Raw genomic sequence first — 14,189 nt, 5'->3', positions numbered from 1 at the left:
TCCTACTTTATTGGCTTTTTAAAACAATAAAGTACAAGTTAAGAAGACTTTCTTACCCGTAAATACCACTCTGACAGTAACCGCACTTGTTTTTTTGTATAACCTTTACTCATCATGCGTTCTATAAAATCGTCATGTTTTTGCTGGTCGTCATTTGATGTTTTAGTGTTAAACGAAATAACGGGTAATAAATCTTCAGTATTCGAGAACATTTTTTTCTCAATAACCGTGCGCAGTTTTTCGTAACTTGTCCAGTTGGGGTTCTTACCGTTGTTATTGGCTTTAGCACGTAATACAAAATTGACAATTTCATTACGAAAATCTTTAGGGTTACTAATGCCAGCAGGCTTTTCTACTTTTTCTAATTCATTATTTAAGGCTTCTCGGTCGAAAAGCTGTCCAGTTTCAGCATCGCGATACTCTTGGTCTTGTATCCAAAAATCAGCATAAGTGACATAGCGATCAAAGATATTTTGTCCATATTCAGAATAAGACTCTAAATAAGCCGTCTGAATTTCCTTGCCAATAAATTCTATGTATTGAGCTGACAAGTAACCTTTAATGAACTCTAAATATCGCTCGGCTGTTTCTTGGGGTAATTGCTCTCGTTCAATTTGTTGCTCGAGTACATAAAATAAATGTACTGGATTTGCGGCAACTTCTAAATGATCAAAATTAAACACGCGTGATAATATTTTAAAAGCAAAACGTGTTGATAGCCCAGACATACCTTCATCCATGCCCGCATAATCACGGTATTCTTGATACGACTTAGCTTTTGGGTCGGTGTCTTTTAAGCTTTCGCCGTCATAAACGCGCATTTTAGAATAAATACTAGAGTTCTCGGGATCTTTTAAACGTGATAGTACAGAAAACTGCGCTAAGGTTTCTAACGTATCTGGGGCACAATGTGCATTTTTTAATTCACTGTTTTCGAGTAATTTTTTATAAATTTTTACTTCTTCAGAAACACGCATGCAGTAAGGGACTTTGACCATATAAACGCGGTCCAAAAAGGCTTCGTTGTTTTTGTTATTTCTAAAGGTTTGCCATTCTGACTCATTAGAATGCGCAAGCAAAATGCCATTAAAGGGCAGGGCTGATAATCCTTCTGTTGGATTATAGTTACCTTCTTGTGTTGCTGTTAACAACGGATGCAATACTTTAATGGGGGCTTTGAACATTTCAACAAATTCCATCATGCCTTGATTCGCTCGACACAATGCGCCTGAATAGCTATAGGCATCAGGATCATTTTGTGAAAAGTGCTCTAACTGTCGAATATCAACTTTACCAACCAGGGCTGAAATATCTTGATTGTTATCGTCGCCAGGCTCTGTTTTTGCAATGGCTATTTGATCAAGAATTGAAGGATATAACTTAACCACCTCAAATTTTGCAATATCACCTTGATATTCATGCAGCCTTTTAGCCACCCAAGGCGACATAATGGTCTTTAAATAACGTTCTGGTATTTTATATTCTTTTTTTAATATCTTACCATCTGCATTTGCGTCGAATAAACAAAAAGGGTGGTCATTTACCGGGCTTCTTATGCCATTAGCACTGAGCACATAAATAGGCTCTTGCTGCATTAATGCTTTTAATTTTTCAGCTAATGATGATTTTCCTCCACCCACAGGCCCTAATAAATAGAGTATTTGTTTCTGTTCTTCCAGTCCTTGTGAAGCATGCTTAAGGTAGGCAACAATCTGCTCTATAGCTTCTTCCATGCCATAAAATTCCTTAAAGGCAGGATAGCGAGCAATTACCCGATTAGAAAATATACGGCTTAAGGTAGGTTCATTTGAGGTGTCTATCATTTCAGGCTCGCCAATGGCCTTCAATAAGCGCTCAGAAGCGGTGGCGTAAGCAAGTTTGTCTTTTTGACAAATAGCTAAAAATGCTTGAATACTAAAGTTCTCTTCTTTAGCTTCATCGTAACGTGATTGATAATGCTGAAAAATACTCATAACTGCCTCCATAAGGAAAAAATTTGCAGATGAGTAAAAACTTACCGTAGTACAAAGTCGATATTGTTTAACTCATTCAAATAAGACCGAGAAACTATCGATATTCGCCCCAACAAGACACTAAACTTTGCATTGAAACGAGTATGTCTACCATTAAGTCTAGACGGTATTTTTTAAGGTTGAGAATAATTAGAGATTTTTTTTGTAAGCAAAGAGGAAAATATAAAAATCTTTTATATTGAATTAAAAAGAAAAAGGACACTTTTATTGAATTTTAAGCATAAAAAAACCAGAGTAGGTACTCTGGTTTTCAATAAAATTCTTACTTAAAGGTTAATAAATTAATCTTTAATGAATATAAATTAAGCGAAGTTTGCCGCAGCAAAATCCCAGTTAGCTAATGCCCAAAAACCAGCCATGTAGCTTGGACGAAGATTACGGTAATCAATGTAGTAAGCATGTTCCCATAAATCTACTGTTAATAACGGTGTAACGCTCTCATCAGTTAATGGTGTTGCAGCATTTGAAGTGTTAACGATAGCAAGGCTACCATCTGCTTTTTTCACTAACCATGTCCAGCTTGAACCAAAGTTGTTGATTGCACTTTCAGTAAATTTTGTTTTAAATTCAGCGAAAGAACCAAAGCTTGCATTGATTGCATCAGCTAAAGCGCCTGTTGGTTCACCGCCGCCGTTAGGGCTTAAGCTGTTCCAGTAGAATGTGTGATTCCAAATTTGTGCTGCATTATTGAAAATGCCTGCTGATGAAGTCTTCACGATGTCTTCTAAAGACTTGCCTTCAAAATCAGTACCTTCAATTAATCCATTAAGCTTTACAACATAAGTGTTGTGATGCTTACCGTAGTGAAACTCAAGTGTTTCAGCTGAAATATGTGGTACAAGTGCATCTTGTGCATAGGGTAATGCGGGTAATTCAATAGCCATTAGTTTCTCCAGAAATGGGTTATACAAATTTATTTTTGCGCAAAAATAAAGAAGTTGTGTGCTTTTATTTAAAAACCAGTTAAAACCTAGTAAACTAGTCAAGTATTATTAAAGCCTGACTAGTGTACCCATTTATATAGGTTTTGCCAGTGTAAATATCAAGCCTGTTATTGTTTATTCTACTAAATAAGTGCTTTTTAGTCTTTATTACCTTGATTATTTTAGTGTCAGACTCCATTAATCAAAGTAATAAACATTAAATTTTATATTGTAAAGATCGAGGTTTTTTCGGTCGTAATTAGAGGTATCCCATGGAAACTATTGAACGTATCAAAGAACAACTTTCTGAAAACACTATTTTGCTTTATATGAAAGGTTCTCCTAAATTGCCTAGCTGTGGCTTTTCTTCACAAGCATCACAAGCACTAATGCAGTGTGGTGAAAAATTTGCTTATGTTGATATTTTACAAAATCCTGATATTCGTGCCGAATTACCAAAGTATGCTGATTGGCCAACATTCCCACAATTATGGGTTGACGGTGAATTAGTCGGTGGTTGTGACATTATTATGGAAATGTTCCAACAAGGTGAATTACAAACCTTGATCAAAGAAGCTGCAGAAAAAAATAATTCTGAAGAAAAAGCTTAGTATCATTTTTGAAACTGACGTTAGTTAAATTTTTTATTAAAAAAGATGAAAATAAGTTGAAAATCACCTTATCGTCTCAATAATAGATGTACGTCAGTTTTATGATTTAAATCAATTTAATAAAAATATTGGAGAATAGAATGAGTGTATTAGTTGGCCGTGCAGCACCAGATTTTACTGCAGCAGCAGTTTTAGGTAGTGGCGAAATTGTTGATAGCTTTACGTTATCGACAGCAATTAAAGGTAAAAAAGCCGTAGTGTTTTTCTACCCTCTAGATTTTACTTTTGTTTGTCCGTCTGAGTTATTAGCTTTTGATCACCGTATGGAAGAATTCAAAAGCCGTGGTGTTGAAGTTATTGGTGTTTCTATCGATTCACAATTTTCTCATAACGCATGGCGTAACACTCCAGTAAACGAAGGCGGTATTGGCCCAGTACAATATACTTTAGTTGCTGATACAAAACATGAAATCTGTAAAGCGTACGATGTTGAACATCCTGAAGCGGGTGTTGCATTTCGTGGTTCTTTCTTAATTGATGAAGAAGGCAATGTACGTCATCAAGTAATTAATGATTTACCATTAGGTCGTGACGTTGACGAAATGATCCGTATGGTTGACGCATTACAATTCCACCAAGAGCACGGCGAAGTTTGTCCAGCTGGCTGGAACAAAGGTGATAAAGGTATGACTGCTTCTCCTGAAGGCGTTGCATCTTACTTAGCTAACAATGCTGACAAGCTTTAATATAATAACTTAGGCTTTAGTTAGCCGATGTAATTGTTAAAAGTAATAAAAAACCGCTTAATTGCGGTTTTTTTATGTTCAGGAAGAACGGTATGTCACGGTGCCAAGGATGGCAAAGAGTGACGATGTTCAATCCCGTCATGCTGAATTTATTTCAGTATCTGTTTTTGTTTGTCAACAACGAGATCCTGAAACAAGTTCAGGATGACAGTGTCTTTGTGAGTTGTATTTAAGTATATAAATACTGGCCCTTAAGATCGTCATGCTGAATTTACTTCAGTATCTAAAGCACTAGATCCTGAAATAAATTCAGGATGACGGTGTCTTTGCTAGTTGTATTTCAATATCAGGATGACGTTGTCTTTGTGAGTTGTATTTAAGTATTTCAGTATCTACGTATATAAAGTACTGGCTCTTGAGGTCGTCATGCTGAATTTATTTCAGTATCTAAGCACTAGATCCTGAAACAAGTTCAGGATGACGGTGTCTTTCCTCGTTGTATTTTAATATCAGTATGACGGTGGCTTCATTGAGAGGGTAAATAATAGAAAGTGACAGTGTTTAAAATTAAGCCAATCAAAAGTTGAAAATCAACCTACACTTAATTTATCACCTTATTGATTTCTGGAATCGTTTTGTTTGTACCTAAGACGCTTTATGAGAACTTACCGTTCGCGTATTTTATTGTAAGTGGTTATTTACTTACCTTTAATATGACATGGCCTATGCTTATTTCTGCGGCGCTATTTTATAGTGCTGCTTGTGTTACATTAGTTACTCGTTCGGCTTGTCGAAGACTCGATAAACAAAAAAAACTCGGTATAAAAAATAAAATACCTGAACTCTTCTATGAATATTTACCCTATATTTACAACGCTATTGGGGTATTTACCCTGATGGTCACCAAAAATTCACTCTTTCAATTTTTTGCATTCACTTTGATTGTTTTAGCGGTTAGAAATCTATTGTGCCGACATAATAACCGCAGTAGCTCAGCTAAATTATTTTAATCGCTTGCCGGTGTATCACTCTCTTGTTGTTCTTCATCGACTATTGCTAGGGGCCAACCACCCATTTTTTGCCATTTATTAACGATAAAACAAAAAAGTTCAGCGGTTTTTTCGGTATCGTATAATGCCGAATGAGCTTCACTATTATTGAAGTCTAACCCTGCCGCTAAACAGGCTTTTGCAAGAACAGTTTGTCCAAGCGCTAAACCAGATAATGTTGTGGTATCAAAGCTAACAAAAGGATGAAAGGGTGATCGCTTTATCAAACAACGTTCTACGGCTGCATTGACAAATCCCAAATCAAAAGCGGAATTATGAGCAACCATAACGGCACGCTGGCAGCCGGCAATTTTCATCTTTTTTCTAATTAACTTAAAAATCTCTGTTAACGCTTTGTGTTCATCAACAGCACCACGTAATGGGTTTGTTGGGTCTATGCCGGTGAACTCTAATGCCGCTTGCTCTAAATTGGCGCCTTCAAAAGGTTCTACGTTAAAGTGAATTGTTTCATCAAGAGAGAATTGACCTGTACTTTCATCTAGCGATAAAGTTGTCGCTGCTATTTCCAGTAAAGCATCAGTTTGTGAATTGAAACCTGCTGTTTCAACATCGATGACTACTGGGAAATAACCTCTAAAGCGCTGTGCAAAAGCACTTTTAATATTTTTATCAGCAGAACTCTTATTTTTAGTATCAGGATTTATACTCATGTTTACATCTTTTTTAAGTTAGCATTCAATTTCAAGGAGTAAATTATCGCAGAAAAAAAATGTAAACTCTATGCGAACGCTATGATGAAACTTTAAAGTTATGAAAATATTGCTGATAACTGCTAAAGTTATAGAATATTGGGTCGATAACAGATACGTGGCAGGATAAAAGATAAATATTTTATGAAAAAAACTATCATCACATTATTATTATGCGTATTTGTTAGCCAAGCTAATGCTGGTATTCGTCAGTATGGTGCTGACTTAGAACACGCTAATTGGCAGTTAACTAATAACTCAAGGCTAGAGTGCACCTTATCACACCAAATACCTAATTATGGTGAAGCAAAATTCTACAGTACGGCAAACCGTAAAATGAATATGGAATTTGAACTCGATATGATGCGTTTACCTGATACTTATTCATTAGCAGAAGTTCGTTCTGTTGCGCCTAATTGGCGCCCCGGAAAAAATGGTCGAACCCTTGCCAATATGAAACTTCATAAGCAGTTTGCTCCAAGTCTACCGAAAAAGGTTGCTTGGAATATGCTTAATGAATTAGAGCAGGGCATGAACCCCACGTTTTACTATAACGATTGGTATAGCGACAACGATCTTATTTCTGTTGGTATATCAACGGCTAAGTTTAACCGTGCCTATCAAGAATTTATTGGTTGTGTCAGTAACTTACTTAATTACAATTTTGATGATATTTCTTATACGGTATTAAATTATCAATTTGGTGGCGATAGCTTAACCAAATCATCTAAAAAGCGTTTAACGATGATCGCAGAGTACCTTTCTTTAGATCAAAACTTAGAGTTGGTGCTTATTGACGGTTATACTGACAGTTATGGTGGTAGAAACGATAACTTGAAAATATCAAACCGCCGAGCAAACACGATTCGAGAGCATTTTGTTAAGAGTGGTATTGACCCTAGTCGAATTGAAGCAAAAGGTTATGGCGAAAAACGTCACATTGCTGCTAACAATACCGTTATTGGTCGTGCACAAAACAGACGTGTTGTTATTAGAATGGAACAACCGTAAAGACGAATGTACTGCAAAAAAATTATTTTATAAAGAATCAGTTGAATAGGCTGGTAGGTTATCTTAATCTATCAGCCTATTTTTTTATTGGATCTTCCATAATGCGACCATTGTTTAAGTCTTTATTTGCACTATTGGTTTTATCGAGCTTTACAAGTTTGGCAAAAACCAATGACGCATACACCTATGCTAATTACGACCAAGTAAAAACAACCCACATCTATTTAGATCTAGCGGTTAATTTTGATGAAAAATCACTCGCTGGTTTTGCAGAATTATCGTTAGAGTGGTTAAGTAAAACTTCGCAGCCGATTATTCTCGATACCCGAGATTTAATCATTGACCGTGTAATGGCTCAAACTGAAGCAGGACAATGGCGTGGGGTAAGTTTCACACTGGCTAATCGTGATAACGTGTTAGGTTCAAAACTCACCATAAACAATACTTTTAAAGCACAAAAAATTCGTGTTTATTACCAATCAACTGAAAAAGCATCAGGTTTGCAATGGTTGTCAGCTGAACAAACGGCAGGGAAAAAGTATCCTTTCCTATTTAGTCAAAATCAAGCGATTCACGCACGTTCATGGATACCTGTGCAAGACACACCGAGTGTTCGCGTAACTTATACCGCTCGTATTACTACGCCTGATAATTTATTAGCGGTAATGAGTGCAAATAACGAACCTAATACCGCTCGTGACGGCGATTACTTTTTTAGTATGCCGCAAGCAATCCCTCCATATTTAATTGCAATTAGTGTCGGCGATTTAGAATTTAAAGCGATGAGCAAGCAAACGGGTATTTATGCTGAAGCCAGCATTTTAGATGCAGCGGTTAGTGAGTTTGACGATACACAAGCGATGATTGATGAGTCAGAAAAAATCTTTGGTCCTTATCGTTGGGGACGTTATGACTTACTGATATTACCGCCTAGCTTTCCTTTTGGTGGTATGGAAAACCCACGTTTGTCTTTTATTACCCCAACAGTTATTGCTGGTGATAAAAGCTTAGTCAATTTAATTGCTCATGAACTCGCTCATTCTTGGTCGGGTAACTTAGTGACTAATGAAAGTTGGCGTGACTTATGGTTAAACGAAGGTTTTACCAGTTATGTTGAAAATCGTATTATGGAAGCGGTATTTGGTGAAGACCGAGCTGTTATGGAACAAGCGCTTGGTGCACAAAGTTTAAATTATGAAATTGCTGAATTAGCGCCGGGTGATACTCAACTTTATATCGACCTTAAAGGACGTGATCCTGATGACGCATTCTCAGGTGTTCCCTATGTGAAAGGTCAGTTGTTTTTAATGTTTTTAGAAGCTAAATTTGGTCGAGATAAATTTGATACTTTTATTTTAGATTACTTCAACAGCCATGCCTTTGAAAGCTTAGGTACTGCCAATTTTGTTATTTATTTGAAAAAAAATCTTACTGATAAATATCCAAATATTGTCAGCGATAAAGAAGTTAATGAATGGATTTATGAACAAGGACTACCTAGTTATGCGCCGCAGCCTACATCAAGTGCATTTACCACTATCGACGGTCAAATTAATAGTCTGTTAAGTGATAAAATAACGTTAGCGCAATTACCAACTAAAGCATGGACCTTGCATGAATGGCTGCATTTTATTAATAACTTGCCGGTAACATTACCGACTGAGCGGATGAGTGCACTCGATAAAGCGTTTAACCTTACCGCTAGTACTAATGCTGAAATTGCACATGCTTGGTACTTATTAGCATTAAGAACCGGTTACGATACTGTTTACCCTGCGATGTCAAAATATCTAATTGCTATCGGTCGTCGTAAGTTAATTGTACCGCTTTATAAAGCGTTAGCTGAGACACCTGCAGGTAAAGCTTGGGCACTTAATGTCTATGAAAAAGCGCGTCCTGGTTATCATGGTTTAGCGCAAGGCACTATTGACGGTGTCTTAAAAGCTAAATAACATTCAACTAAAATGATAAAATAAAAACGCCACGTTAACATATATTAACGTGGCGTTTTTTTATGTGATTTTGTGATGTATATATTATTTATTGCTGTTTTCTTCAACGATCACATCAACTTGTCGTAGCTTGTTTTGCTGTGAAATAACAACTCGGATGCTATGTTGTTTTTGGTTAAAGTTTAGCGTTAAACGGCCACGTTTCCTTTCTTGGTTTAACGCTTGCCCATATTCTTTTTGATAAAACTGGATAACTTCCTCTTCGGTACTTTTTGTAAAATAGTTTATAACCGCAGGTGTCTCATCGGTAAATTCAGCAAAAACTCGCGCATCACTCATGGCCGGTATGGTCACCATTGCTGTTTCTTCTGCGATAGCAAGGTTGACGTTTATCAACATAAAAGCGACTAATAGTGTTTTCAAGGAGCAAGCTAATCGACTTGATAAATTTACGGTACTTAGGTTAAACATAATATTTGATCCTTTAACGGGCTTAGCTAAATCTAGTGTGTTGCTAGGTAATTATCAAGAATATTGTTAATAATCTAATCATTACCGCTATATAAGGCATTGTTTAAATAACAAATAATAATAGCGGTAATAAGTACCTAATCGTATAAATAACGCTAACTAACTGATTAATAATTAATTAACATGAACGGTCAACAAAATTATCTCGAAAGTTCATTCGGTATCAACAAAGTCATTTCTGTAATGATCAACCCATAGCGCGGTTGCACCACATATAGCGACAGGCATGACCACTAGATTAATAATAGGGATCATTGAAAATACTGCCGTTGTGATACCAAAGCTATAACTTAATCCTTGCTTTTGTTTGAGTGCGTAACGCATTTCATTAAAGTCAATTTTATGATTATCAAAAGGATAGTCTTTATATTGAACGGCCATCATCCAAGCTAAAAATAAAAACCAAAATATTTGTCCTATAACCGGCAGTATCCAATAAAGAATAAAAAAACCAATAGCGCGCGGTAAATAGTAACGTAATTTACACCATTCTCTTGATAACGTTCGTGGTACATCTTTTATAACATCGAGGGTCGAAGCGGGTGGTATTGTTTTACCACAGAGCAATAATTCCATCTTTTCTGATAGCAAACCATTAAAAGGTGCGGCAATCCAGTTAGCGACTGAGCTAAATATAAAAGAAAACATCACTAACAAAAATAATAAAGCGACTGGCCATAAGAAAGCACTTAACCAAGACAGCCAATCAGGAAGCCAGTTATCGAGCATAGTCATATAGGTATCAAGTTCTAAAAATAGACCATAAAAGGCGACACTAAATAATACTAAATTAACCAGTAGGGGTATAAACACAAAACGGCGAATACCTTTTTCTCTGATTAATTCAAAGCCCTTAATAAAATATCCGGCACCACTGTTAGCTAACGGTTGATTAATAATTGTATTCATTGGCTGATTTTTATCCTTACATGCTTTCTTTAACTGTGATTATAAAATAAATTGATAAATTGAACAGATGTTTCATGTTACAAAATATAGATAACTCTGGTAAAATTTTATTGCTGAGTATTATCAAAGTATAACAATAAAAGGTTTCTGTGTTTTATGCGTTTAAAGCATATAAAACTTGCTGGTTTTAAATCATTTGTTGACCCGACTAAAGTGCCATTTGAACAAAGAATGACAGCTATTGTTGGGCCAAATGGTTGTGGAAAATCGAATATCATTGACGCTGTTCGTTGGGTACTTGGTGAAAGTTCAGCGAAAAATTTGCGTGGTGATGCCATGACCGATGTGATTTTTAATGGTGCAGCAACACGCAAGCCGGTCGGACAAGCATCTGTTGAATTGTTATTCGATAATATTGATGGTCGCATACAAGGCAATATGGCCGATCGTAATCAAGTTTCTATTCGACGCGTTATAAATCGAGATAGCCAAAATACATATTATTTAAACGGTAGTAAATGCCGCCGTCGAGATATCACCGATATTTTCCTGGGTACCGGTCTTGGTCCTCGCAGTTATGCGATTATTGAGCAAGGTACTATCTCAAAACTTATTGAATCTAAGCCGCAAGAGTTACGTGTTTTTATTGAAGAAGCCGCGGGTATTTCTAAATATAAAGAACGCCGCAGAGACACTGAAAATAGAATCAGACATACGCGAGAAAACCTTGAACGTTTAAACGATATACGTGTAGAGCTTGGTTTACAAATCGACAAACTGCATCAACAGGCAGAAGCCGCTAAGCGTTTTAAAACGTTAAAAACTAGAGAGCGTAAATATAGAGCTGAGTTGACTGTTTTAAAATGGCAAAAATTTGATCAACAAGCTAACGATCAAAAACAACAAGTAAGTCAATATCAAACAGAAATAGAAGCTTTGATTGTTGAACAGAAAAAAATCGATATCCAGTTGTTTGATGCTAAACAAAAAGTGACCATAGGCGGAGAGTCTAGCGGTGAGCTACATCAACAAAAATTACTATTAAGTAATGATATTGCTCGTGCAGAACAAAACATCAAACATTTAAAGCAACAAAAACAGAAAGCCCAACACGATAACAGTGTTACCCAGCAACAGCTGATTAATGCGCAACAATTGGTGCTAGCCGAGCAAGAACAGCTCCAAAAAAGCACTTTAAAAATTACCGAACACGTGCCTGAACTTGAACTCATAGAGCAGCAACTGCTTGAGAGTCAAATTCAGTTAGAAGGCTATATTGAACAGCAGCGAAATGAGCATCAGCAATGGCAAGCTTTACAACGCCAACATCAAGATACAAATGATCAACAGCTGAGTGTTAATCAGCGAATCTCTCAGTTAAGCGAGCAGATAAGTCAGCAGCAGCAGCGCCAACAATCATTAACACATTTATTAGCGAATTTAACCAAAGAGAGCTTCAGCGAAAATGTCGAGAGTACTGCTGAGCTTGGAAATAAGCTACTTAAGCAAGAAAAACACCAGCAATCTTTACTAAAACAATATAAAGATAATGAATCAAACCAACTCGTACTCGTTACCCAAATCAGCCTAGCCTCGAAGCAGCAAGCACAGTACAGTGGTGAAATAGCAGCATTAAAGCTTTATTTACAGCAGTTACTGACACAACAAAATCAACAAGCAGGTTGGCGCATTAAGCAAAAAGAATGGTTAAGTGTGCGTGGGCAAAAAGTTCTTGGCGCTGTTTTTCAATTATTAACCGTAGAAACCGCCTGGCAGGCAAGTGTCGAATTAGTGCTACATCATTGGTTACAAGGCGAGTTGGTTGAATATTTCCCCACAGAAGTCACCATTGAACCACTATTTTTAGTGCTTGATCAACAAATAAACAAGACTAGCGCGACTCGTTCAGTGAAAGTAACAAGCGGCACATTGGCCGAACAAGTTAAAGGCTTACCGGCAATAACGGCCTTGCTAAATAATATTTTTATTGCCCAAGATTACCAACAAGCGCAACAGATAATGTTAACGCTTACTGATCATCAGTCAGTTATTTGTAAAGATGGTACTTGGTTAAGTCGGTATTTTCTGCGAAAAGGAAGCGCTGAAAATTTTGATGCCTTGCTACAGTTAACGGATAATATCAGCCAGACCTCAGAAAAAGTGACTGAATTAACACTCAGTATTCAAGAATGCCAAGATAAAGAAAGTCAGCTGATAAAAAGCAAAGAACAATTTGTTAGTGACGCTAAGGCACTTAAAACGGCAATCGAACAATCTACTTATCAAGTTCAGGCTTTACAGCAAAAAATTGCTTTGGCTAAACAAGCGGCAGAGCAACGCGATAAACAAAGTACCCTTTATCAACAAGAGCTAACAACGCTAGAAAGTTTACTGAGCCAAAACAAAAAATTATTATCAGTACAAGAAGATGCGCTTACAAAATTACCAAAGCATGATGCCGAACAGCTTATGCATATCAGCAGTGCACAAGAGAGTTTACAAAGAAAAATTCAAGACATTCAAGAAAGTAGCCAAAGGTTCCATCAACAAAAACATCAGCAAGCGTTAATGATTGAAAAATTGAATCATGAGCAAACTCAAGGCCAATTATCATTGGTTCGTGCGCAAGAAAGTATTCAACAACTCACCAAACAACAACGCATGCATCAAGAAATCGTTGAAGAGTGTGCATCGCCGTTGCAAGTTGATGAGCAAAAGTTACAAGCATGGTTAATAGACGTTGCGGAACTTGATGAAAAAATAGCAAAGATACAGCACGATACAACAGACTCTAAAACACTGATTAGTGATGCAGAATCAAAAGTTCATCAACTAACTAGAAATATTAATAGTAAGAAAGAGCAAATTAATGCTGTTCATTTAACCGCAGAAAGTTATCGTTTACGTGCTGATGCGGCACTCGAGCAACTTAATGAAATGCAACAGAATTTATTGGCGGTGCAAACTGCTATGCCAGATCAAGCAAAAGAGCCTTTATGGCAGGCTCATATTGTTAACTTAGGTAAAGATATTAATCGTTTAGGGGCAATAAATCTTGCAGCTATCAATGAATATCAAATACAATTTGAGCGAAAGACCTATCTTGATCAACAAGATGAAGATTTAACCCAAGCGATTAATACGTTAGAATTAGCTATTGCTAAGATAGATAAAGAAAGCCGTCACAAATTTAAAAATACCTTTGAAAAAATTAATAGTGATCTTAAAGCATTATTTCCTAAGGTGTTTGGTGGTGGTAGTGCCTATTTAGCCTTAACAGATGATGATATGCTTGAAACGGGTGTTACTATTATGGCTAGACCGCCAGGTAAAAAAAATAGCACTATTCACTTATTATCTGGTGGCGAAAAAGCGCTGACCGCATTATCATTAGTGTTCGCAATTTTTAGGTTAAATCCTGCACCATTTTGTATGCTTGATGAAGTCGATGCGCCTCTTGATGATGCTAACGTTAGTCGTTTTTGTAACTTGGTGCGAGAGATGTCGCAAACTGTACAGTTTATTTATATCAGCCATAATAAAATAGCGATGGAAATGGCGAGTCAGTTAACCGGTGTTACTATGTTTGAACCGGGCGTATCAAAAATGGTAGCTGTAGATATTGATGAAGCAATCGCTATGGCTGAATTAGAATAAGTACAAAATTAAGTAAAGCTAAACCAAGCTGAAAATAGAATAATAAAAGGCTATCCG

11 protein-coding genes are annotated in these 14,189 nt (G+C 36.7%); 6 read left to right on the top strand and 5 right to left on the bottom strand.

Features of this window, described 5'->3' with window-relative positions; genetic code table 11:
• Positions 1–38 precede the first annotated feature (38 nt).
• Both H4J56_RS14735 and sodB read right to left on the bottom strand, forming a co-directional pair.
• Positions 39–1,973, bottom strand: a complete 1,935-nt coding sequence (locus H4J56_RS14735; protein WP_182216320.1) for a PrkA family serine protein kinase — start codon at positions 1,971–1,973, stop codon at positions 39–41.
• Positions 1,974–2,335: 362 nt separating this feature from the next.
• Entirely contained in the window at positions 2,336–2,917 is a 582-nt protein-coding gene (sodB, locus tag H4J56_RS14730) for a superoxide dismutase [Fe] (protein WP_070376458.1), read from the bottom strand.
• A gap of 311 nt (positions 2,918–3,228) precedes the next feature.
• Between sodB and H4J56_RS14725 the strand changes: the two genes are divergently transcribed.
• The 3 genes from H4J56_RS14725 (at position 3,229) to H4J56_RS14715 (ending at position 5,323) form a co-directional block, all read left to right on the top strand.
• Positions 3,229–3,567 carry a Grx4 family monothiol glutaredoxin gene (locus tag H4J56_RS14725; RefSeq protein ID WP_070376459.1) on the top strand — a complete coding sequence of 113 codons (339 nt, stop codon included), beginning with the start codon at positions 3,229–3,231 and terminating at the stop codon, positions 3,565–3,567.
• A gap of 140 nt (positions 3,568–3,707) precedes the next feature.
• On the top strand, positions 3,708–4,313 hold the full coding sequence (locus H4J56_RS14720) for a peroxiredoxin (RefSeq protein ID WP_070376460.1): 606 nt from the start codon (positions 3,708–3,710) through the stop codon (positions 4,311–4,313).
• Positions 4,314–4,948: 635 nt separating this feature from the next.
• The gene (locus tag H4J56_RS14715) at positions 4,949–5,323 is read left to right on the top strand and encodes a hypothetical protein (protein WP_070376461.1); all 375 of its coding nucleotides are present in this window, start codon (positions 4,949–4,951) and stop codon (positions 5,321–5,323) included.
• On the opposite strand, the gene rnt is transcribed toward H4J56_RS14715, so the two are convergent.
• Positions 5,320–6,033, bottom strand: coding sequence for a ribonuclease T (rnt, locus tag H4J56_RS14710; RefSeq protein ID WP_182216316.1), 714 nt, complete (start codon positions 6,031–6,033; stop codon positions 5,320–5,322). The genes H4J56_RS14715 and rnt overlap by 4 nt on opposite strands.
• 183 nt (positions 6,034–6,216) lie before the next feature.
• On the opposite strand from rnt, the gene H4J56_RS14705 reads away from it, so the two are divergent.
• Together H4J56_RS14705 and H4J56_RS14700 are read left to right on the top strand one after the other, a co-directional pair.
• Entirely contained in the window at positions 6,217–7,083 is an 867-nt protein-coding gene (locus H4J56_RS14705) for an OmpA family protein (RefSeq protein WP_182222367.1), read from the top strand.
• Between the two features lie 101 nt (positions 7,084–7,184).
• A complete protein-coding gene (locus H4J56_RS14700; protein ID WP_182216313.1) occupies positions 7,185–9,035 on the top strand; it encodes a M1 family metallopeptidase in 1,851 nt (616 codons plus the stop codon).
• 84 nt (positions 9,036–9,119) lie between these two features.
• On the opposite strand, the gene H4J56_RS14695 is transcribed toward H4J56_RS14700, so the two are convergent.
• Positions 9,120–9,506 (bottom strand): hypothetical protein, encoded by a 387-nt coding sequence (locus H4J56_RS14695; protein ID WP_182259529.1) that lies wholly within the window; start codon positions 9,504–9,506, stop codon positions 9,120–9,122.
• Between the two features lie 213 nt (positions 9,507–9,719).
• Positions 9,720–10,475: a sulfate transporter CysZ gene (gene cysZ, locus H4J56_RS14690; RefSeq protein ID WP_182230529.1), complete on the bottom strand. Its 756-nt coding sequence runs from the start codon at positions 10,473–10,475 to the stop codon at positions 9,720–9,722.
• Positions 10,476–10,631: 156 nt separating this feature from the next.
• Here cysZ and smc point away from each other — a divergent pair, with 156 nt between their 5' ends.
• Complete coding sequence (gene smc / locus H4J56_RS14685; RefSeq protein ID WP_182259528.1) at positions 10,632–14,132, top strand: chromosome segregation protein SMC; 3,501 nt, start codon at positions 10,632–10,634, stop codon at positions 14,130–14,132.
• Positions 14,133–14,189 lie beyond the last annotated feature (57 nt).

The organism is Colwellia sp. BRX8-4 (genome assembly GCF_014077345.1).
Lineage (GTDB): Bacteria > Pseudomonadota > Gammaproteobacteria > Enterobacterales > Alteromonadaceae > Colwellia_A.
The sequence above is the reverse complement of the archived record's forward strand: the minus strand, read 5'-3'. Positions and strand labels throughout refer to the sequence as shown.